Raw genomic sequence first — 21,935 nt, 5'->3', positions numbered from 1 at the left:
CTCAGTTCCTGATGGCCCAGAATTTCAATTCGAGCTCGGCGAATTCACCGGAGACATGGAACGCAAAGCCGCCAGAGCGTTCGAGTTGTGTCTGGTATTCGGAACTGAGTTCGAGGATGAAATAGGTTTTGTTGGCGTGGAACGCGATCTGTCGCGGGGCTACCGGTAATGGCCTGACTTTGATACCCGGCAAATGAAGATTGACCAGTTGACGGATGCTCTCCACCGGACCGACCTTGAGGTGCGCCGGCAATCGATGACGCAGTTCTTCGCCATCGCATTGAGCACTGGCGGCGAGTACGAACGAGGCCGAGCCCAGTAATTTATGGTCGTGCAACGGCGAAACAATGATTCCGTACTGACGCGCCTGCATCGGCAACTCGACGGCATGCTGTTCCAGCACCATCGATAGAACCTGACGAATCGCCTCCATGAGTTTACGGAAGCTTGTGCCCTGGTCACTGTGCTCATAGCGACTGTCCAGTCCAGGGCGCTTGCTTTCGCTGGAGAAAGTAGCCAGTTCGCCCAGCAGGGTCAGCAGTATGCAGTACAGCTCTTGAGGATGAAGCTGCTCCCTGGTGAGGTAATGACGCAACAGTGGTTCGGTACGGTTGATCAATTGCAGCATCATGAAATCGCCCACTTCCGCGCCCCCCACCTTGCCATTGGAGCGAATCCGCTCGGCAATGGCGTCCCCCCGATGGCCGAGCATGCTGATGACCTCTTTCAGACAAGAGAGCAGATAGCTGGACGAGTGCACCTGCAGGTACGTCGCCACGAAATCCGGATCTAGGGTGATCACACCATCGGGAGTGGTGTCGAGTACTTGGCAGACTTTCAGCTTTACAAAGGCCTGATCGTTTTGCTGTTCGCCTAGCATTAAGCGCAAGTCCGGACGGGCGCAACTCACCGTGCTGGTGCAACCGTCTCCCGCATTGGAGTCGGCGATCTCAATTTCATAGGCGATGTAACGCGCCAGTACGTCGCTTTGCTCCGGACGGCGTGATTCGACATGGTTGCCGGTCACTAGCGGCAACGCCAGATAGATGGGTGAATTGACGGTGTTGGCAGGTATGTCCAGGATGAGGGGTCTGGTGCTGCCTCCCACTTCGAAGAGACTGCCATCCGGCAGGATCCCCGAGGCACAGTTGAGAACCACTTTCCCCATCTTGAGAAACTGCAGATCGATTTCCAGGTTCAGGAGACCCGAGATGTAACTGCCTACAAGCTGTGTTCGGGCTTTCAACTGATGGTCGTGGTAGCGATCGCTGTGCTGCAAGTGCTGCGGACGCAGCAACATGCCTTCTTGCCACAAGACTTTATGGGTATGCATGTTCAATCACCTGCCTTGGCAAGAGTTTCATTGCTGCTGCGAATCCCTGCATGGTCGAGCTTGAGGTCCGAGTTGGTAATTCCCCCAGACGTGAGTGGCACGGTGAAGCGCCACCTGGTTTCAGGTAGGTCACGGTAGGCAGCGAGGATGCCGACGTAGCGACTCTCCCCTTGCACGCTGAGCTTGAGTTCTACAGTTTCCCCGGGGCGTAGCTGTAGCTCTTCACTGGTCACAAGATCCGGCATCAGGGATGACGCCGCGCGCTCGTAAAGGCTGAAGAAGTCGGCGTTCTCGAACGCAACCGGGTGCTTCAGCTCGAGCAAGCGCACGACAATCGGAGATGGACGCCCATGGAGATCCGGATTCAGTTGATCACTGGCGGTCAGCTTCAGATTGAGTTTGGTCATACCGGAATACGGCGATAACACCGAGCAACCAGCCAGCAACAGCAGCGCTGCGAGACCGGTCAGCGCATTGATTGAAACAGTCCAACGGCGCGACATGTGTGTCATCCCTGGAGGTCAGAATGGAGAGTGGAGATCAGGCGAATCTGCTCTTCATAGGCCAGTGCAAAGTCTCTCGTCAGCAAGCGCTCGCTCCAGTCGTCATCCTGTAGCAGGGCCTGGTGGTAACGGCCATAGGCTTTCCAACGGCTACCGGAAGTGGCGATCAGTGACTTGTTATCGCGCTCGAAACGCAAGGTCAGCTGTTGTGGTGAGAGATGCTCCAGAGTCCCTCGAAGCGCTGCGCGACTGCCGGCCAGCAACGCCACTTGGTGCGCCTGTAGATCACGGAAAACACGAGAGATCGCTTGCTCTGCTGATAATTGGCCTGGTTTATTGGCCAACAGCATCCCCAGCGCCTCACCTGCACCAACGCCGATCTTCAGCGGGTTTGTGGGTGACCCTTGCAGGGTCGTCTGGGCAAGCCGCAACTCGTTTTTCAGCTCGCTGCGGGTGCGCAGGCTTTGCTGTAAGCCGCAGACGCTTTGCTTGAGCAATCGGGCGGCATCGAGCGCTACTGCTTCGCGGGCGACAGGGTCGAGGCCCTTGAGATCTACTCCCAGTGCGGCACCGAAGCGCTCCCAGAAATCCTCACGCTGAGGCTCGGTTACCTTGGGCCTGACTGATGCGGGTCCTGACGGAGTTTCAACCAGCTGCGGTACCGTCAGATTTTCCATGTCGATGCGTGCATAGTCGGCGCATTGCATGGGTGCTTGAAACGGCACTTCGAAGTCCTTCAGTTCATCGAGCTCGTAGCAAGAACGCTCCATCTGATCAATGCCCCTCAACGGATCGAACTCAAGGAACACATCATCAGGAATGATGTTGCCTGTCCTGGAAGGACGGCAGGCTTCGGCGCCTGAGAATGCAGAGTCATGACTCAGTCGCGCGTGGATCTCGAAGTCGCCCAACGCATAAATACTGCCGGTCTCGATACGAATCGCTTCCCCCTTCATTAGTGGGGTACCACTGACTTGATCCTGGATACCGTTGCTGCTGATATCGGTCAGGTAAAACACGCCCTCGTGATAGCTGATCATTGCGTGGTGGCTGGAAAGGTGACGTTTGCGGTCGGGAATAACCCAGTCGCAATCCTCGCCCCGACCGATCAATCCACCAGACTGTGTGAAAGTTTTCTGGCACAAATCGGTCGGCACGAACTGTTTGTTGTTCAGCATTTCTAAAACCAGTTCCAAGGTGGTGCTCCCTGTATTTACTTGCCGCGATTGACTGCCTGTGGATCACCCAAGGGGCGATAGGTGTTGTCGTTGTACTTATAGTTACCGCCACAGCCGCCAACACCGAATAAAACGACGAGCGCCAGCAAAGCGGCCTGCCAGTGACGAACAGGCATGCGAGGTCTCCGAAAGACAAAAGAGGTTGGAACCGGTTGAGCGGACTCAGGGAACCGATCATCCGTAGCCAGAGGATTAACCATCGAGATCACCTGGCTTGATGTTCAAACGTGCGAGGCGATACAACAGCGTACGGCGCGGCAGCCCGAGCTCCCGGGCAGCAATCGTCTGATTGCCGTTGTTTTTACGCAGACAATCGATCACCAGACTGCGTTCGACCTGCACAAGGCGCTCGCGCAAGTGCAGGCTGCTATCTTGCGTAATTGCATCCATAGGCAGAGAAAAGTGTCCGACCAGCAATTCGTCTCCCTCGCACAGCAACACCGCACGCTCGACGAGTCCTTTGAGTTCGCGCACATTGCCGGGAAAGGCATAAGCGGCCAGATGACTCAGCGCCGCCTCAGACCAATGCACGCTATCGCGTTGCAAAAATGTGCAGGCCTTTTCAGCGAAATGCCGGGCCAGATCGAGGATGTCACCTGCGCGTTGACGCAGGGCCGGCAGTTCGATTGGAAATTGCGCGAGACGGTAGTACAGGTCCTCACGGAATTTTCCTTCCCTGACCAGCAACGCCAGATCACGGTGGGTCGCCGCGATAATGCGTACGTCGATCTTATGGGTATCGTTACAACCCAGCGGCCGAACCTCACCCTCCTGCAAAACCCTCAACAACCTGGCTTGCAGGGATAACGGCATATCGCCGATTTCATCCAGGAACAGGGTGCCGCCGTTAGCCGCATCGAACAGCCCGGCGCGATCGCGGTCGGCACCGGTGAAGGCACCTTTTCGGTAGCCGAACAGTTCACTTTCCAAGAGGTTTTCGGCGAATGCCGCGCAGTTCTGCACGATAAGTGGTCGAGAGTGCCGAGGACCACCATCGTGAATTGCCCGCGCAACCACTTCCTTGCCAGTACCCGTCTCGCCGCGCAACAACACGGTGTAAGGACTATGCATGACCTTACTGATCAGCAAATAGGTTCGGCGCATGGCCGGACTATTGCCTATCAGTCCATAACCGCTGGCATTCGGGACGCTGTCTGATGCAGATCGTGTGTTGCCAGACGGCAGACGCAGCCGTTGCAGCAGTTGCAGCTGACTAAGTACAAACGAGCCCAATTGACCCAGTGACTCGGCAAGCCCTTGCAGATCAACGTGTTGGCGGCTGGCACAGAGCACTAAACCCTCAACGCCCTTTTGCCGATTTAGCAGAGGCACACACAACAACGATTTCCATGGTTTGCTCTGGAGCGGCAAAAAACTGGTTTCGTACAAGCTGTCACTCAAGGAGTCGAGGCACACCACGCGGTTCTGGCGCAGGGCGTATTGCAGCAGTTGCGCATCGTTGAAATCCATCGGGAAGTCCGCCCTGTCCCGAGGCTGCAAAATGCCGTTCAGGTGTTCGGAGTTCAGTTCCAGGCAGCCGTGGTTTGCGTCAAGCAAATATAATTGCGCCAGCTCGCAATCACTCAGTTGCGTCACTGCACGAAGAAAGTCACCCAGCAATACAGCGCTGTCCGCCGCCTGAGACAAACTGGCGAATTGATCCAGCAAGGCTTCGGCATACGCCAGCGATTGAGGCGTTTGAGCGAGCATTACCCCCATCTCAAGCGAACTCGCAGATGACGCCGGCATCAACATCCAGCGTCGCATGAACACGTGTGAAGTGATCACCGGTTGCCATTGCATCAAGCAAGCGGTCAGCCACCCGGGGCAGCACATGCCGATCCAGCAACTGGTCAATCAGACGGGCACCGCTGTCGCTTTGCGTGCAAAGCCCGGCCAAGTGATCGACAAGGTTCTGGCAATAGCCGAAATCCAGCTGACGACGATGCAGGCGCTCTCTCAAGCGGCCAAGCTTGACCTCGATCAGTTCACAGAGTACCGGTCCACTGACCGGGTAATACGGCACTATGCGCATGCGTGCCAGCAGCGCCGGCTTGAAGTGTTGGATGAGAATCGGGCGAATGGAGGCTTCGAGCTCCTGCACGGGTGGTCGTGCAACGTTTTCGCACAGCTCGCTGATCCGCTCGCTACCCAGATTGGAGGTCATCAGAATGAGCGTGTTTCGAAAGTCGATCTGGCGCCCTTCCCCATCGTTGGCCAAGCCTTTGTCAAAGATTTGGTAGAACAGGTTAAGTACGTCCGGATCAGCCTTTTCGACCTCATCAAGCAATACAACGGAATACGGCTTCTGACGCACGGCTTCGGTAAGCATGCCGCCCTCCCCGTAACCGACATAACCAGGTGGCGCTCCGATCAAGCGAGAGACGGTATGCTTTTCCTGGAACTCCGACATGTTGATGGTTGTAATAAAACGATCGCCGCCATACAACAAATCCGCTAGCGCCAGCGCGGTTTCGGTCTTGCCGACGCCACTCGGGCCAACCAGCAGAAATACGCCCACTGGCGCTTCAGGATTGTTCAGGCCGGTGGCTGTCGCACGCATCGAGCGATCCAGTATCTCGATGGCTTGTTCCTGACCACGAATACGATTGCGCAGGTCAGTAGCAAAGCTGGCGATCCTGGCGTTGTGCTCAAGGGCCAGTTGAGACAACGGCACTCCCGTCCAGGCACTAATGACTTCAGCCACCAGACGCGGGCACACTTCAAAACTCACCAGGCGTTGTCTGACTTGCGAATCAGTCAAGTTGCGATGGACTTCGTTGAGCGCAACTCCCAGAACTTCGATGTCCGGTGCCTGCTCCTCATTTGAAACTGTTCTAGTGACAGCTTCTTCCCGGGCCCTTGCCAGTTGCTGACGCAGATCCAGCAGACGTTCGGCCAGTTCCTTTTGCTCAGTCCACAGCGACTCCAGTTCAGCCCTTTCGTACTCAACCAGGACGAGGCGTTCTTGCAGGGCGGCCAGCACCTTATGATCAATCAGCAATCCCGCCTCGGCGTCCCGACACATGGCCTGACACTGGCGGACACCTTCAGCCAGTTCGCCACGCAAACGCTCCAGACTTTGCGGAGCAGCAGCCAGGCTGATACGCACGCGGGCACATGCAGTGTCGAGAACATCAACGGCTTTGTCCGGTAGTTGACGACCGGTCAGGTAGCGAGCAGACAATTCAGCCGCTGCCACCACAGCGTCATCGCGAAGGTAAATGCCGTGGCTCTTCTCATACACCGGAGCCAGCCCGCGAAGGATTGTCACGGCTTCGCTGATAGTTGGTTCATGCAATTGCACGGGTTGAAAACGTCGGGCCAGGGCCGGGTCTTTTTCGAAGTATTTCTTGTACTCCGTCCAGGTCGTGGCGGCGATGGTTCGCAACTCGCCACGAGCCAGCGCTGGCTTGAGCAGATTGGCCGCATCGGAACCACCGGCACTGCCTCCCGCGCCGATCAGCGCATGAGCTTCGTCGATGAACAGGATCACCGGCTTTGGCCTGTCCTTGACTTCATCAATTACACCCTTGAGGCGCCGCTCGAACTCACCTTTGATGCTGGCGCCGGCCTGTAATAGCCCCATGTCCAGGGACAACAACTCAACACCTTTCAACACCGGCGGTACTTCACCGGCAGCGATGCGCAATGCCAGGCCTTCGACAATGGCCGTTTTCCCCACGCCCGCTTCGCCGACCACGATCGGATTGTTCTTGCGACGACGGGCGAGAATATCGACCATCTGACAGATCTCAGTATCGCGGCACAACACCGGGTCCAATTTGCCGTCACGGGCTTGTTGAGTCAGGTTGTGAGTGAAGCGTTCCAATAAGGATTCAGCGGATCCAACCGGTTTGCCGGTGGCTGGCGGCTCAATCCGGGATAACGCGAATTCTTTAATTCGCTCAATGTTCAGCCTCGCGAGCAACAATTGGTAACGGCTACCGGCGTAGCGCAGTGGATTGCACAACAAAGAGAGGATCAGTGAGGCCTGTCCAATCACGCTCTCACCCAACTCGAGAGTTGCCAGCAGTAAGGCATCCTGTAGCCATTGAATCAGTTCCAGTGCAAACACAGGTCGCTGCGAAGCGGTGCTCTCGACTCGCAATTGCAACGCGACCGCCAACTCACTGGCATCTACTTCAGCGTCTTGCAGGGCACGACCTAGCAAACCTTGTGGGCGCTCCAATAACGCCAGCAGAAAATCCTCGACGAGCACTTTGCTGCCACCACGGGCGATGCAGCGCTCGGCAGAGCTTTCCAGGTCGTGACGGCTTTCGGCGTCAAGCGCCTGGATAAGCTGTTGCAGGTCCACAGTGATCATTGCTCACATCCTTAATGAGTTTTTACTGCTCAGTGTCACCACGCCGTCGGCGCGTTCGCGGCCCAGCCAACTTGTCCAACCCAGATGACAGACATTCAGCTCACCGATGCGCAGCTCGCGAATTTCTTCCTGACGCAGGGCCAGACGAATGTCGTAGTCGAGCGGATCACGCAGGGTGAATCGCACCAGCGCACACAACGGCTGATAGCCGAAACCGAGCGGCAGGAATTCATGAAAGCGTTGCCAGTCGAGTTGGCGAATATGAATCCGGAATTTTCCGCCTCGATCGCGAACGTGCTCGCCCAGTACCAGGTCTTCACCGAGTTTGCTGTTGCTGCGCCCGAGGCCATTGCGTTGCTCGTCGAGAATCGCGACGCGACGCTCGATGCATTGCTCAATGGTCAGCTCGGCGTGCTTGAAGTAGTAACGTAGTACTGCCTCGATCAAGGCTGCCGAGTGCGCTCGCAGACTGAGCAGACCGAGGTACGGCAGCAAGCGCTTCCAATTCAACTCCCGGGCCTTGCGGATCTCTTCGCCACCAAGACCTATCAGGGCAAACAGTTGCGAAGAAAAAGAATCGAGGGCACCACTCTGGAAGCCCGCGTGATATCGGTACTTGCGCCAGATCGGCCACATCAGCCGTTGCAATCGGTGATGAAACAGATCGAGGAAATTGCGGGTCGGGTTACCCTCTTCGCCGTCCCTCAAGGCCTGTTCGGCATAAAACGCAGGCAGCGGTGAACCGGAACCCACCAGGCTTATCAGGTTGAATCGCAACCGCGCGCGCATCTGCCCGTGCTCTTCAAAGAACTCCACACGGTCCACGTCGCTACCGGGAAAACCAAGGCTCGGATTAGCCTGGAATTCCAGCTGGTCGTACAGTTGGTCTTCGCTCAGATGCGGATATATCTCGCGCAGCCGATCAATCACCAGTCGCACAGCCTGAAACAGTGAATATTCTCTAATTGCCCGGCTCAGCCCGCTTAAAGCAGGGGCTGAAGCCCCATGCGCGGTGTCCATTGATAGACCTCTCCTTGTGTGCTGATTACCCGCAGCTCGTGATACGAATTGAGGCTGGCGTAAAGTGCGAAAAACTCGTTGAGTACCGAAGCGAACACGAACAGATCGCCCTCACCGATATACCCCTGTGGGTCGATGACCAGTTCGGTGCGCAAGCCTCGTACCGGTAATCCACGGTGCAATCTGTCGACATGCTGATGCTTGATCGACTTCAGCCCGCCGAGCAGCCTCTTGCTGACTTTCTCAGCCTGCTGGTCGTAGTAGCGTGGCAGGTCGTAGGTTTCGAGAATCAGCTTCAAAGCATTGACGTCGGCCAGGGACAGATAGTTGAGCGACATATTGCTTATCAGCTTCCAGAGGAAGTCCTGATTGAGCGGCGGCGCAAAACATGATGTGACCGAAGTGATGTTGCGAAAACGCAGGAACTCGGGCGTCTGCCTGCAAGGCTGGTTGATGTCACCGGGCTTTAACTTGCGCGGCAGGTTTTGGTTGGTGCACATCAGCTCGACCGAGAGCGTTTCCTGTACTTCGCAATGTTGAATGCCGAAGCTCAGATAGGTATCAAGACCGTCGTGAAGCAAGGATGAACGCTGGCGAACGCTGTAATGCGGGCGGCTGACCGGCACATCGAAACTTGGATCGTGCTCGAAGGATTCGAACGGCACATACTCCCGATTACCCAGCCCCCCAGTTCTCCATCCGGTGACGCTTTCAACCGAAAACACCCCGCAGTGTTGCGGGTCGTACTCGGCTGGCAGGAGCAAGTGCTCATCTTGTTTGCCGTCGAGACGCACTGGCAGCGCGTCGTGTGTGAACAGATTGACGATCGGTGTGCAGTGGAGCTTTATGTTGTCCAGGGTCGGACACAGTTGCTGCGATGCGCTCTTGCGAATATCAAAGCGCAACTCCAAACCTCGCACCTGTTTCATGCTGTCTTCGGATAAAGTCTTGAGCAGGTCGAGTCCGTTGATATCGACGAACAGGAACTTGTCCTGGAAAGCGAAATACTCCTGCAGGTAGCGATAACCACGGAAGGTATTCAACGGGTAAGGCACCAATGCGTCTTCTTCGGCAAAACCTACCGGTTGCACGTGACTACCAGGTAACCGGAGTGCCATCGGCATGTCTTTCACCCCAGCGATTGGCTTGCCGGCACCATCCAACGGGACTAACTCGATGCCATGCAGATGACGCAACAGGCTCAGGTAAAGCATCTGGCTGATGTAGCGTTCGCCCGTGAAGTGCAGGCGCAAACGATTCAACGCCAGCTCACCAAAATGGCCGTCAGTGCTCATCTCTAGTCGCAAGCTCAAAAGCGAACCATCGCCTTTGGCCGAATAATTCAGCCCGATAAGATTCAGCGCTGAGACTTCGGTCGAGTAGCACGTGCGAAAACGACAACGCATACCGTCGATCGGCACACTCTCCACCGGTGTGTCGCGTTCAACCACAAATGCCGGTTCCGAACGCGTCAATGCAGCAAACTGCAAAATGCTGAACGCCGGCAACGGTCGCATATAGTTGGGCCACAGTAACTGCATCAACGACTGGCACAGCTCCGGCAATTCGTCGTCAAGTTTCTGCCGCAGACGCCCGGTCAAAAACGCGAAGCCTTCAAGCAACCGCTCTACATCCGGATCACGTCCGGGCTGGCCCAGGAAAGGTGCCAATGCCGGACTACGCTCGGCGAAACGACGGCCCAACTGGCGGAGTGCGGTCAGTTCGCTTTGGTAGTAGTGGTTAAAAGACATCGAGAATTCCATTTGTCATTGGCTGACCTTGACCTGTCCACTGCCATCCAGGCACGCGGTAAAACTGACCTGACGTTTGAAGCCATCGATTTCCAACAAACCTTCAATGCTGAAGGACAGGCGAAGTCGATCGTCATCGCGCACTCCAGGAGAAACCTGGACTTTGCTCAGACGAGGTTCGTAGGCCTCAATGAAGTGTTCAATGGCCAGACGCGCCTGACTCAGGGAGTCGTGCAGACTCAGGCGCATGTCATTGAGATCGGGTAATCCGTAGTCGGGCAATGTCTGCACGCTGCCCATACGGGTACTTAGCATCTTGGCCAGATGGGCAGCCACAGACGCCATGGCAGAGTTTTCGCGACTCCAGCCAACCCGTTTTTCCACATCTCCGCCCAGGCGCTCGAAGAGGCTGCCATATCCAGTCATGAGTCAGCTTCTCTTACTCTTTGTCCAGCTTGCCAACCAGAGACAGGGTGAAATCGGCACCCATGTACTTGAAGTGCGGACGCACATTGAGGCTGACGCGATACCAGCCCGGTTCCCCGTCGACATCGCTGACAATGATCTGCGCTGAGCGCAGTGGTCGACGACCACGGACTTCAGCACTCGGGTTTTCCTGGTCGGCTACGTACTGGCGAATCCATTTGTTGAGCTCCTGCTCGAGGTCAGTACGTTCCTTCCACGAACCCAGTTGCTCGCGCTGCAGTACCTTTAAATAATGGGCCAGGCGATTGACGATCATCATGTACGGCAATTGGGTGCCGAGCTTGTAGTTCAGTTCTGCAACCTTGCCTTCGGCGCTGATGCCGAAGTGTTTCGACTTCTGCACGGAACTGGCGGAAAAGAAAGCTGCGTTGTCGCTACCTTTGCGCATCGTCAGGGCGATAAACCCTTCCTCCGCCAGCTCGTATTCACGGCGATCGGACACCAGCACTTCGGTCGGAATTTTGGTTTCGATTTCGCCCATGCTTTCGAAGTGGTGCAACGGCAGATCCTCAACCGCACCGCCGCTTTGCGGGCCGATGATATTTGGGCACCAGCGGAACCTGGCGAAGCTGTCGGTCAGTCGCGTGCCGAACGCGTAAGCCGTGTTGCCCCACAAATAGTGCTCGTGGTTGTTGGCCACGGTTTCTTTGTAGACGAACGATTTCACCGGGTTCTCTTGCGGATCGTACGGATTGCGTAGCAGGAAACGCGGAACAGTCAGCGCCATGTAACGCGCATCCTCTGATTGGCGGAAACTCTGCCATTTGGCGAATTGCGGGCCGTCGAAGTGATCTTTCAGATCTTTCAGGTCAGGCAGGCCGGTAAAGCTCTCCAAGCCGAAAAATCCTGGACCCGCCGCTGCGATGAAAGGCGCATGGGACATGCAGGCGACACTGGACACGTACTGCATCAGCTTCACATCCGGCGAGCTCGGCGACATGAAATAGTTAGCAATGATCGCTCCGACCGGCTGGCCGCCGAACTGGCCGTACTCAGCGGTGTAAATGTGCTTATACAAGCCAGACTGCATCACCTCCGGTGAATCTTCGAAGTCATCCAACAGGTCTTCTTTGGAGACGCTGAGGAATTCGATCTTTATGTTCTCGCGAAAGTTGGTGCGATCAACCAACAACTGCAGGCCTCGCCACGAGGACTCCACCGACTGAAAGTCAGGGTGGTGGAGGATTTCATCCATTTGGCGGCTGAGTTTGCTGTCGATCTCGGCGATCATCCGATCGACCATGGCTTTCTTGACCGGCTCACCATTGTTCTGGGGCTTGAGTAGTTCTTCAATAAACGCCGATACACCACGTTTGGCGATGGCGTAGGCTTCGTCGTCAGGGCTCAGACGGGTTTCGGCAATGATGCTGTCGAGAATGCTGTATTCACTCTCGTTGCCATGCTGCTGCGCTGCATTTGTATTCACGGTATTGGCTTCCTTGACGGGTGGCAGATTCAGGCGGGTTGAGCATCGGTGTTGAGCCCTAGCTCACCCAGTACGCGGCTGCGGGATTCGTCATCTGCCAAAACGCCTTCAATGGCCTTGCGGAACGCAGGTGTATTACCGAGAGGCCCCTTGAGCGCAACCAACGCATTGCGCAGCTCCATCAGTTTTTTCAGTTCCGGCACTTGATCGACCAGGCTGGCCGGATTGAAATCCTTCATCGAGTTGACACGCAGATCCACAACCAATTCATCTGAGCCGCTGTCATCCTGAAGTCGATTTGGCACACCCAATGTCACCCGCAACTCCTGCTTGGCCAGTACTTCGTCAAAGGTCATCTTGTCGATGTTGATCGGCTTGCGATCTTCAACTTTCCGGTCATCCTTGCGTTGGGTGTAGTCACCGATCGCCAGCAGTTTCAGCGGCAGTTCAATCTCTTCCTGAGCACCACCAGTGGCGGGTTTGAAAGTGACGTTGATGCGTTCCTTGGGGGCTACCGAGCCTTCTTTGGCCATGGCGATTCTCCTTGCGGTTGTGGCCCTGGGGCCTAGTCGAGTGCCACTTCGATATCGAGGTGGCACAGCCTGCGATAAATCTCTTCCTTGCATTCGCGCACCGCGTGGTTCTGCGGCAATGACTCGCAGCAGCTATGCAGCAACTGCAGCACTTGCAACGCAAGATCCGGCTCCCAGGCGTGCAGGCCTGCGTCCCTTAATGTCTGGTCGAGGGTTTCAAGTTGGGTCTTGGCCAATTCAAACTTCCTGGCCATGAAGCACAGGCGTGCGAGTGCGAACTGCCAGAAAAACCGCGCCCGCCCGCCGTGAGCGGCCAGCAGGCCCTGCTTGAGAATCTGCACGGCAGCCTTGAGGCCGTCCTTACGCAAGACAGGCTGGACGTCTTCCAGGGCCTGCTCCCAAGCCGGTAAAGCCTCAAGGATTTCTGCGGAGCGCGGTGCATGGGGACTTTGCAAATGCGGCATGATTTGGGTATTGACCCATGTACGGGTGGCCGGATCAGCGAATGGAGCGCCGTCATGAAAGCGCAACTCGAGGATGCCAGGCAGACGCTGAATCAATAGTGCGAAGTGGATTTCCACTTCACGCATGGCCATCTCTGCGTTCAATCCCTGAAGGCATTCCCAAACCATCCGCTGACCGTCAAACCAGAACGGCGCCTTGGACAGACTGGACTCCAGCTCCACCAGCAAATCAGCGTATCGGGCTTGCTCGTAGTGCTCTTGTAAGAGTTGGAGCCTGTCGACGGGTAACCCGCGCAGGGCTGTGATCTGCTCGGCGTTTCGCTCGGGCAATGTGTCGACAGGTAGCCAGAGCAGCGTACGGTTGAGGCGTAATGCGCGCAGATCGGTCGCCTTTTGTTTGAGCCACCAGGCACACAGCGGTCGCGCGCTGTCCTGTTGGGCACGCAAGGCTTTATGGGCATCTTTTTCGTTATCAATGGGCGTGCAGGGGTTGAATAGCTGCGTGGCAACCTGTTTGACCTGAGCCACTGCGGACTCAACGACGCTGGGTGTCGATTGATGCTCGGTTGTGCGTTGCACCAGATTTTTCAGGCGACGGGAAATGGGTAGCAACAAAGGTGCGTCGTCGCCTAGGCGTTTGGTGCAAATGGCATCAAGCCCTTCCAGATGCTCCACAAGACAATGGAACAAGGGCAGTTGCTCTTTGATCGCGACGTTTTCAGTGAGCACCTTTTCGAGACGCGGCACCAACCAGTTGATCGCGGCAGCACGGGTACGGGATTTTTTCGGGTAAACCTCGGTCCAGTGACTTTCACACAGGTGACGCAACAACCCGAGGCCGGCCAACAGTCCCTGGAAAGACTCACCCTGGTACAAGGCCCATGTCAGCCAGACGCCCACCCGTAAATCCTTGGACTGAGTCCGCAGCAGGCTTTCGCAGTTCTCGCGAACTTTCAACCAATCAATCTGACCTCGTTCCTGCATGGATCGAGCTTTATCCAACTCACTTTCCAACGCTTCGTATTCGCTCGAATAGCGAACATCCTCCCCTGCAAAATTACCGTTGCAGACTGGTGACTTGGCTAATTCAAGATAATGCGCCGATAGTTTAGTTGAATATGTCATAGAAACTTACAACTCACGTCAAGGAATACCCTTGCAAGTAGACAGGATTACGAAAAAGCCAGGTTTTGGATGTTGGGCAAGTGTACGTCCGAACCCACGAAGCAAAGGCCATCCGTTGAAGGCTGGAGAACTTATTATGAAATTGAGGCCGAATATGTAGGAAAAGTCGCTGTATTCCATGCGATTTGCCATTCCCCGGTGTAAGACAGCAATAAACTGAAGAATATTGATTAAACAGCAATCTCTATAGTGCAATTATTTGCGCATTATTTAGTGTTCAATGCCTCACGAAATTGATAGTAGTTAAAGCAACGAAATCTATGTCACTGAATGCTTCTTGATCTGTACTCCACTGATCAACACCTACTCAACAACCCCATGTTTAAGAATCGTCAGATTTACTTCAGGAAAGCTACGACACCTTGCGCCGTTGCCTACGGGTACGCCAGAATCCGCCGGCTTGTGCGCCTTGGGGCCGGTCGGTAACTTGATTTCCGTCACTGATCGTCAGTGGTCGGGTTTAGTCGCCCGCTGGTAATTGAAGTTGCACAAGCGTCTGTCAGACAGGTATTCCCTACCTGCATTTGATGGTGGCTGTGCGCAGGGCACCTTAGGGTGCGCCGGCTTCTTCAATTCCCCGGACCGACTAACCTGCGTACAGCCGCCACCCTTCGTTTAGTCGCGAAGTGATGTCAGCATCATCAATGGAATTGAAGATCATGTTCAAAGTAACTCCAAACCCGCCGGACTCCGATCCGGTATCGCCGTACGAAAACCTCGATTCAAAGAAACTTCACGAAGCCGCCGAGCGCGCCCTCGACCATCACTTCCCGCCAACCGAAAAGAAGCCACCGAAACGCAACGGCCAACTCTTCAGCGTCTGCCCGGACATCAACACTGAAGCCCTCCTGGCCAACGCCTCGGAAGACCTACTGTCGATCAGCGCCATCGCCGCCGACCTCGCCGATAATGTAGACGGTTCGCGTCGTTCCGTAGCCTTGGCACTCAGCCGCATGGCCGATGGGGTGCAGTTGTTGGTGGAGCGAGCGCTGGATGATCTGGATGAACCGGAAATGGCGGCGATACTCGCCAAGCAACAAAGCCGGGCCTGCTAACTCGCCATGCAATGAACAACTCCGATTGGTGGAAACTTGAGTCTTTGAGAAACCCGTGGCGAGGGAGCTTGATCCCGCCTGAGTGCACAACTCTCACAAGAATTACGAAGTTGTCAGATTTTTTGGGGCCGCTTCGCTGCCCAACGCGAGCAAGCTCGCTCGCCACAAGGTCTCGTATTGCTTAAGACTCCGGCACAAAAAATGGGCACCCAACCTCGGTTGGCGTGCCCATTTTTTATTCCACTCTCCCGCTACGCGGGTCAGGGAAACGGCTTACGGATTGACGCTGTCTTTCAAGGATTTGCCTGGCTTGAACGCAACGGTGTTGCTGGCCTTGATCTTTACTGGCTCACCGGTTTGCGGGTTTTTGCCGGTGCGGGCGCCGCGGTGGCGTTGCAGGAAGGTGCCGAAGCCTACCAGCGTGACGCTGTCTTTGCGGTGCAGGGCGCCGGTGATTTCTTCGAGAACGGCGTTCAGGACGCGGTTGGCCTGCTCTTTGGTGAGGTCTGCTTTTTCAGCAATTGCTGCGGCGAGTTCTGGTTTACGCATGTTAGTGAAGCCCCTTTGACGGTTTTTTGTTGTTATGTCCGTGCTGCTCTCTATGGAGCAGCGCCCAAGGCGCCGCAGATGCTCTACTCTGCGGCAGACGGGAGTGAGGATGGCACGCACGGAAGCCCTGCGCCAGTATCCGCGTGGCCATTCTCAGGGCATTTTGGGGGTGATTCCGACAGAACGACCGGTATTTACGCCAGCAGTGTCGGAAGCTCTTTATTCAGGGCCAGTTTTTCCATCACGGCCGTACCGGTGAGGGCATAACCGAGCAGCTTTCCGCTGGCATCGCGGCATAACACCTTGATGTCGGCGCCCTGCCCTTCGACCGTCCAGACGCCTTCCGCACCCCGTGGCGGCGGGGACACCACCAACGGGCACACCGGGGTTTTGACGGTGATGGGCATCGGGCCATAGTTGACCGTTGTCGGGTTGCCGGCGAGGGTCTGGGCCAGCGCTCGCGCACAGCTCATCAGGGGCATCACGTACAGCAAATTCAGCCCATCGACCTCGGCGCAGTCGCCCAGGGCGTAGATATTGGCGTGGGAGGTTTGCAGGTGACGGTCGACGACGACGCCACGATTGACCTGCAAACCGGCAGCGGCGGCCAGGTCGATGCGCGGGCGCAGGCCAACGGCCGAGACCACGACGTCGCACGGGATGACCTGGCCGTCGGACAGGTGCGCTTCCAGGCCGTCGGCGACCTTCTGCAGGCGAGTGAGCACCGGCCCCAGGTGGAAACGTGCACCTAGGCTTTCCAGCCCGGCCTGTACCGCAGCAGCGGCGGCCGGGTGCAGCAGGGTCGGCATGACCTGTTCGCACGGTGCAACCAGTTGCACCTCATAACCGCCCAAGCTCAGGTCGTTGGCGAACTCGCAGCCAATCAGGCCGGCGCCGAGCAACAACACCCGACGCTTGCCGGCCGCTGCCGCGCGAAAGCGTGCGTAGTCTTCCAGGTCGTTGATGGGGAACACGCAGTCCGCCGCGTCGCCTTCGATGGGCACGCGCACGGTTTCAGCCCCCCAGGCCAGGATCAGGTCGCGGTAGTACACCGCTTCTTCACCGATCCACAGGCGTTTGTGGCCCGGGTCGATGCCGCTGATGCGGGTGTGGGTGCGCACTTCGGCCTTCAACTGTTCGGCCATCGCGCCCGGTTCGGCCATGCTCAGGCCGTCGGCGTCTTTGTTTTTGCCGAAACCGGTGGAGAGCATCGGCTTGGAGTAGGAGCGCCCGTCATCGGCGGTAATCAGCAGCAGCGGGGTTTCGCCATCGAGTTTGCGAAACTCCCGGGCCAGGTTGTAGCCAGCCAGGCCGGTGCCGACGATCACGACAGGTGCGTTCATTCCTTACTCCTCAGTTTTCAAGCGGTGATTTCGATCATTTCAAAATCCATCTTGCCCACACCGCAGTCCGGGCACAGCCAGTCTTCCGGCACGTCTTGCCACAGGGTGCCCGGCGCAATGCCGTCATCCGGCCAGCCTTCGGCTTCGTTGTAGATCAGGCCGCAGACCACACATTGCCACTTTTTCATTCAGGTACTTCCTCAGGGTTCAGGCTTTTGCCGGCGCGAACGGCCGATGATTGCAGCGCTGCCGTTCGGCTCAGCGCGTTTTGTACTGATGGGGCCACGCAGATGCAAGCCCGTTCGGTGCAACGGGCGGGCGGATCACTCAATTTCATGAGCTGACATGTTAAGCTCGCCGCCTCCTTTGCTGCCAATAATGACTCATTGTGCAACACACAAACTCCACCCGTTCGGCCCCGCTCTGGCTCCCTCAAAGCCTGCTGACGCCCCTCCCCGACCCGTTTACCCTCGACTGGCTGTTTGACGAAGGATCGCTGACCCGACGCCTGACCCGCTTGTCGAATGACGGTTTCAGCGTCACGCCGCTGTTCGAAGGCTGGCAAACCCTGCGCGCCGATGAATGCGCCGCGCTGGACCTGGCCGAAGGCAGCGAAGGCTGGGTGCGCGAGGTGTATTTGCGCGGGCATGGCCAGGCCTGGGTGTTTGCCCGCAGCGTCGCGGCGCGCAGCGCGTTGCAGGGCGACGGCTTGCACATGGACGAACTGGGCAGCCGTTCCCTGGGCGAACTGTTGTTTTGCGACCACGCCTTCCAGCGTCGCGCCATCGAGGTTTGTCACTATCCTCAAGCGTGGCTGCCGACCGAGGTGCAGGCGCCTGAGCTGTGGGGTCGCCGCTCGCGCTTCGACCGCGGTACGTTGAGCGTGCTGGTGGCTGAAATCTTCCTGCCGACCCTGTGGAGCGCCGCCCGCGCCCACCCGGAGAACTACTGATGTACCAGAGCCTGCTCAAGTCCCTGAATCGCTTGAACCCACGGGCCTGGGATTTCATTCAGCTGACGCGCATGGACAAGCCGATCGGCATCTATCTGCTGCTGTGGCCTACGTTATGGGCGCTGTGGATTGCCGGCAAGGGCTCGCCGTCGCTGGCCAATATCGTGATTTTCGTGCTTGGCGTGGTGCTGACCCGCGCGGGCGGCTGCGTGATCAACGATTGGGCGGACCGCAAGGTCGACGGCCATGTGAAGCGCACCGAACAGCGCCCGCTGCCGAGCGGCAAGATCAGCTCCAAAGAAGCGCTGGTGTTCTTCGCCTTGCTGATGGGCGTGAGTTTCCTGCTGGTGCTGTGCACCAATGCGGCAACGATCTGGCTGTCGTTCGGCGGCTTGGCCCTGGCCTGCACTTATCCGTTCATGAAGCGTTACACCTATTACCCGCAAGTGGTGCTGGGCGCGGCGTTTTCCTGGGGGATGCCGATGGCGTTCACCGCTGAAACCGGCGAGTTGCCGGCAGCAGCCTGGTTGCTGTGGATCGCCAACCTGATGTGGACGGTGGGCTACGACACTTATTACGCGATGACCGACCGTGACGACGACTTGAAGATCGGCGTGAAATCCACGGCGATTCTGTTTGGCGAGGCAGACCGGGTGATCATCCTGACCCTGCAAGGGTTGGCGCTGGGTTGCCTGTTGCTGGCCGGTTCGAAGTTCGAGCTTGGCGGCTGGTTCCACCTCGGCCTGGCGGTGGCGGCGGGCTGTTTTGCCTGGGAGTTCTGGTACACCCGCAGCAAGGACCGCATGCGCTGCTTCAAGGCGTTTTTGCACAACCATTGGGCCGGGTTGGCGATTTTTGTCGGGATTGTGCTGGATTACGGGTTGCGCTGAAGCCTGGGATTACCCCTGACTCGATTTCCTGTAGGAGCGAGCTTGCTCGCGAAAAAACCAGAGCCGCCGTTGGGCATCTGGTTTTACGCGTTATCGTTCACGCCCATCGCGAGCAAGCTCGCTCCTACAGAGAATTACTTCTGCGACTCGCGCACAACGTGCCAAACGTCCTTCATCTTGTCGCCCGTCATGTCTCCCGGGGCCTTGTCCTTGACGAAGTAGTACAACGGCTTGCCGTCGTAGGCCCATTGCATGCTGCCGTCATCACGTTTGATGACGCTCCATTTACCTTCAGCCTGGGCACCCGCTTCCGCCATCAGTGGCGGCCAATTATCCGCGCACTGGCCAGTACAGGCAGACTTGCCGCCGGTGTCCTTGTCGAAGGTGTACAACGTCATGCCTTTGTGGTCGGTCATCACGCCGCCTTTCATCATCGCCGGCTCGGCAGCGAAGGCCATTGTTGGTAAAGCGAGGGCAGCCGCCAACAGCAGGCCTTTGAAGGATTGCGAGCATAGCTTCATGGAAACCTTCCTTTTGTGGTTGTCAGGATTCGGACTTAGAGCTTAGTCCAGGTTCGTGACAACCGCAGACGACTAAAATACTGTCACACGACTGCAATAATTCCGTTATCTAATGCGGCGCAAGACAGTTAAATGACAAGAGGATTAAGGCATGGTTGGCAGGAGCATTCTGATCGTCGACGACGAAGCGCCCATTCGCGAAATGATCGCCGTTGCGTTGGAAATGGCCGGCTATGACTGCCTGGAGGCTGAAAACTCCCAGCAGGCCCACGCCATTATCGTCGACCGCAAACCGGACCTGATCCTGCTCGACTGGATGCTGCCCGGCACGTCCGGCATCGAGCTGGCCCGCCGCCTCAAGCGCGATGAGCTGACCGGGGATATCCCGATCATCATGCTCACCGCCAAGGGCGAAGAGGACAACAAGATCCAGGGCCTGGAAGTCGGCGCCGACGATTACATCACCAAACCCTTTTCCCCCCGCGAGCTGGTTGCGCGCCTCAAAGCCGTACTGCGCCGTGCCGGCCCGAGCGATGGCGAGGCGCCGATTGAAGTCGGTGGCCTGCTGTTGGACCCAATCGGCCACCGTGTGACCATCGATGGCAAACCCGCGGAAATGGGACCGACCGAATACCGTCTGCTGCAATTTTTCATGACCCACCAGGAGCGCGCCTATACCCGTGGCCAGTTGCTGGATCAGGTCTGGGGCGGCAACGTGTATGTCGAGGAGCGCACTGTCGACGTGCACATCCGTCGCCTGCGCAAAGCCCTCGGCGATGCCTATGAAAACCTGGTACAAACCGTGCGCGGCACCGGCTACCGCTTTTCTACTAAGGCCTGACGGCAGTTACAAGCTGCAAGCTTCAAGCGGCAAGCTAAAGCCAACCCGCATCGAACTTGCAGCTTGAGGCTTGAAGCTAGAGGCTGCTTTTCTTTCAAGGACGCGCGTTCAAGTGAACCAAAACTGGCATGGCACCCTGATTCGCCACATGCTGCTACTGGTCACCGCCTGCCTGGTGATCGGCCTGATTACCGGCTACTACGGCTGGAGCCTCGCTGCGGGACTGGGCCTTTACCTGGCCTGGACGCTCAAGCAATTGCTGCGTTTGCACGAATGGCTGCGCCTGCACAAACCCGATGAAGCACCGCCCGATGGCTACGGTCTGTGGGGCGAGGTGTTCGACAGCATCTACCACCTGCAACGTCGTGACCAACGAGTACGCGGGCGCCTGCAAGCGGTGATCGACCGGGTTCAGGAATCCACGGCGGCCTTGAAAGACGCGGTGGTCATGCTCGACAGCGACGGCAACCTGGAATGGTGGAACCGCGCCGCCGAGACCCTGTTGGGCCTCAAGACTCCGCAGGACAGCGGCCAGCCGGTGACCAACCTGGTGCGTCATCCGCGGTTCAAGGAGTACTTCGAGCAGGACAGCTACGCCGAGCCGTTGGAAATCCCCTCGCCGACCAACGACCGGATGCGCATTCAGCTGTACATCACCCGCTACGGCAATAACGAGCATTTGATGCTGGTGCGCGACGTGACGCGCATCCATCAGCTGGAACAGATGCGCAAAGACTTCATCGCCAACGTGTCCCATGAGCTGCGCACACCGCTGACGGTGATTTGCGGTTACCTGGAAACCTTGCTCGACAACGTCGAGGAAGTGAACCCGCGCTGGACCCGCGCCCTGCAGCAAATGCAGCAACAGGGCGGGCGCATGCAGACCTTGCTCAACGACTTGCTGCTGCTGGCGAAACTGGAAGCCACCGATTACCCGTCGGACAACCAACCCGTGGCCATCGACGGTTTGCTGCAGTCGATCAAGAGTGATGCGCAACAGCTGTCGGGCCAAAAAAACCAGAAAATTTCCCTGGAAGCCGACCCGACGATCCTGCTCAAGGGCAGCGAAGCGGAATTGCGCAGCGCGTTTTCCAATCTGGTGTTCAACGCAGTGAAATACACCCAGGCCGAAGGCAACATTCGTATTCGCTGGTGGGGCGATGAGCAAGGCGCGCACCTGAGCGTGCAGGACTCCGGCATCGGCATCGACAGCAAACACCTGCCGCGCCTGACCGAACGCTTCTACCGCGTCGACTCCAGCCGCAACTCCAACACCGGCGGTACAGGGCTGGGCCTGGCCATCGTCAAGCACGTGCTGTTGCGCCATCGCGCGCGCATGGAGATCAGCAGCGTGCCGGGCCACGGCAGTACCTTTACCTGCCATTTCGCCCCTGCCCAGGTCAGCAAATCCCGGGTCATCAGTACCGCGGACTGATACCGGCCAGCACGCGCCACTAGGCAATCGCCAAGTCAGCCGTTACATTGGCTGACTTGCGCCTGCTTTTCAGGCGCACTTTT

The 21,935-nt window shown here is 57.3% G+C and carries 21 protein-coding genes; 5 read left to right on the top strand and 16 right to left on the bottom strand.

Translation table 11 applies throughout. The features are described from left to right. Nucleotide 1: 1 nt before the first annotated feature. The 12 genes from tssK to tssA all read right to left on the bottom strand — a co-directional run bounded on the left by tssK (nt 2) and on the right by tssA (nt 14,206). A complete protein-coding gene (gene tssK, locus CKW21_RS14470; RefSeq protein WP_095194630.1) occupies nt 2–1,333 on the bottom strand; it encodes a type VI secretion system baseplate subunit TssK in 1,332 nt (443 codons plus the stop codon). A 2-nt stretch (nt 1,334–1,335) separates the two neighbouring features. Continuing rightward, entirely contained in the window at nt 1,336–1,836 is a 501-nt protein-coding gene (tssJ, locus tag CKW21_RS14465) for a type VI secretion system lipoprotein TssJ (protein WP_095194629.1), read from the bottom strand. 5 nt (nt 1,837–1,841) lie between these two features. Next, nucleotides 1,842–3,032 (bottom strand): type VI secretion system-associated FHA domain protein TagH, encoded by a 1,191-nt coding sequence (gene tagH, locus CKW21_RS14460; RefSeq protein WP_095194628.1) that lies wholly within the window; start codon nt 3,030–3,032, stop codon nt 1,842–1,844. Between the two features lie 17 nt (nt 3,033–3,049). Beyond that, a complete protein-coding gene (locus CKW21_RS14455) occupies nt 3,050–3,190 on the bottom strand; it encodes a type VI secretion protein (RefSeq protein WP_095194627.1) in 141 nt (46 codons plus the stop codon). A gap of 76 nt (nt 3,191–3,266) precedes the next feature. Then, nucleotides 3,267–4,784 (bottom strand): sigma 54-interacting transcriptional regulator, encoded by a 1,518-nt coding sequence (locus tag CKW21_RS14450; RefSeq protein WP_095194626.1) that lies wholly within the window; start codon nt 4,782–4,784, stop codon nt 3,267–3,269. A gap of 10 nt (nt 4,785–4,794) precedes the next feature. Next, a complete protein-coding gene (gene tssH, locus CKW21_RS14445) occupies nt 4,795–7,401 on the bottom strand; it encodes a type VI secretion system ATPase TssH (RefSeq protein ID WP_095194625.1) in 2,607 nt (868 codons plus the stop codon). A gap of 3 nt (nt 7,402–7,404) precedes the next feature. Further along, nucleotides 7,405–8,421 carry a type VI secretion system baseplate subunit TssG gene (gene tssG, locus CKW21_RS14440; protein ID WP_095194624.1) on the bottom strand — a complete coding sequence of 339 codons (1,017 nt, stop codon included), beginning with the start codon at nt 8,419–8,421 and terminating at the stop codon, nt 7,405–7,407. Beyond that, the gene (tssF, locus tag CKW21_RS14435; RefSeq protein WP_095194623.1) at nt 8,385–10,172 is read right to left on the bottom strand and encodes a type VI secretion system baseplate subunit TssF; all 1,788 of its coding nucleotides are present in this window, start codon (nt 10,170–10,172) and stop codon (nt 8,385–8,387) included. Before tssF ends, tssG begins: the two co-directional genes overlap by 37 nt. Before the next feature lie 15 nt (nt 10,173–10,187). Then, the gene (gene tssE, locus CKW21_RS14430) at nt 10,188–10,598 is read right to left on the bottom strand and encodes a type VI secretion system baseplate subunit TssE (RefSeq protein ID WP_095194622.1); all 411 of its coding nucleotides are present in this window, start codon (nt 10,596–10,598) and stop codon (nt 10,188–10,190) included. Between the two features lie 13 nt (nt 10,599–10,611). Further along, entirely contained in the window at nt 10,612–12,084 is a 1,473-nt protein-coding gene (gene tssC / locus CKW21_RS14425; protein WP_095194621.1) for a type VI secretion system contractile sheath large subunit, read from the bottom strand. A gap of 29 nt (nt 12,085–12,113) precedes the next feature. Then, a complete protein-coding gene (gene tssB / locus CKW21_RS14420) occupies nt 12,114–12,617 on the bottom strand; it encodes a type VI secretion system contractile sheath small subunit (protein ID WP_095194620.1) in 504 nt (167 codons plus the stop codon). A gap of 32 nt (nt 12,618–12,649) precedes the next feature. Then, a complete protein-coding gene (tssA, locus tag CKW21_RS14415; RefSeq protein ID WP_095194619.1) occupies nt 12,650–14,206 on the bottom strand; it encodes a type VI secretion system protein TssA in 1,557 nt (518 codons plus the stop codon). Nucleotides 14,207–14,925: 719 nt separating this feature from the next. Between tssA and CKW21_RS14410 the strand changes: the two genes are divergently transcribed. Further along, nucleotides 14,926–15,321 (top strand): DUF6124 family protein, encoded by a 396-nt coding sequence (locus tag CKW21_RS14410; protein WP_095194618.1) that lies wholly within the window; start codon nt 14,926–14,928, stop codon nt 15,319–15,321. Between the two features lie 273 nt (nt 15,322–15,594). Here CKW21_RS14410 and CKW21_RS14405 read toward each other — a convergent pair whose 3' ends face one another. The 3 genes from CKW21_RS14405 to CKW21_RS14395 all read right to left on the bottom strand — a co-directional run bounded on the left by CKW21_RS14405 (nt 15,595) and on the right by CKW21_RS14395 (nt 17,401). After that, the gene (locus tag CKW21_RS14405; RefSeq protein WP_003213368.1) at nt 15,595–15,870 is read right to left on the bottom strand and encodes an HU family DNA-binding protein; all 276 of its coding nucleotides are present in this window, start codon (nt 15,868–15,870) and stop codon (nt 15,595–15,597) included. Nucleotides 15,871–16,064: 194 nt separating this feature from the next. Further along, a complete protein-coding gene (locus tag CKW21_RS14400; protein ID WP_095194617.1) occupies nt 16,065–17,213 on the bottom strand; it encodes an NAD(P)/FAD-dependent oxidoreductase in 1,149 nt (382 codons plus the stop codon). 17 nt (nt 17,214–17,230) lie between these two features. Next, entirely contained in the window at nt 17,231–17,401 is a 171-nt protein-coding gene (locus tag CKW21_RS14395; RefSeq protein WP_095194616.1) for a rubredoxin, read from the bottom strand. Nucleotides 17,402–17,601: 200 nt separating this feature from the next. Between CKW21_RS14395 and CKW21_RS14390 the strand changes: the two genes are divergently transcribed. Together CKW21_RS14390 and ubiA are read left to right on the top strand one after the other, a co-directional pair. Beyond that, nucleotides 17,602–18,165, top strand: coding sequence for a chorismate lyase (locus tag CKW21_RS14390; RefSeq protein WP_095194615.1), 564 nt, complete (start codon nt 17,602–17,604; stop codon nt 18,163–18,165). Next, entirely contained in the window at nt 18,165–19,055 is an 891-nt protein-coding gene (ubiA, locus tag CKW21_RS14385) for a 4-hydroxybenzoate octaprenyltransferase (RefSeq protein ID WP_095194614.1), read from the top strand. The genes CKW21_RS14390 and ubiA overlap by 1 nt, the downstream gene beginning before the upstream one ends. Nucleotides 19,056–19,189: 134 nt before the next feature. Here the strand turns inward: ubiA and CKW21_RS14380 are convergent, their stop codons facing one another. After that, a complete protein-coding gene (locus tag CKW21_RS14380) occupies nt 19,190–19,576 on the bottom strand; it encodes a hypothetical protein (RefSeq protein ID WP_095194613.1) in 387 nt (128 codons plus the stop codon). Between the two features lie 151 nt (nt 19,577–19,727). Here CKW21_RS14380 and phoB point away from each other — a divergent pair, with 151 nt between their 5' ends. Both phoB and phoR read left to right on the top strand, forming a co-directional pair. Continuing rightward, nucleotides 19,728–20,417, top strand: a complete 690-nt coding sequence (gene phoB / locus CKW21_RS14375; RefSeq protein ID WP_008064504.1) for a phosphate regulon transcriptional regulator PhoB — start codon at nt 19,728–19,730, stop codon at nt 20,415–20,417. 148 nt (nt 20,418–20,565) lie between these two features. Beyond that, nucleotides 20,566–21,852 (top strand): phosphate regulon sensor histidine kinase PhoR, encoded by a 1,287-nt coding sequence (phoR, locus tag CKW21_RS14370; protein ID WP_256590227.1) that lies wholly within the window; start codon nt 20,566–20,568, stop codon nt 21,850–21,852. Nucleotides 21,853–21,935: the final 83 nt, after the last annotated feature.

Source organism: Pseudomonas sp. Irchel 3A7 (genome assembly GCF_900187565.1).
Lineage (GTDB): Bacteria > Pseudomonadota > Gammaproteobacteria > Pseudomonadales > Pseudomonadaceae > Aquipseudomonas.
Note: the sequence above shows the minus strand (reverse complement) of the source record. Positions and strands in the feature narration are given on the sequence as shown.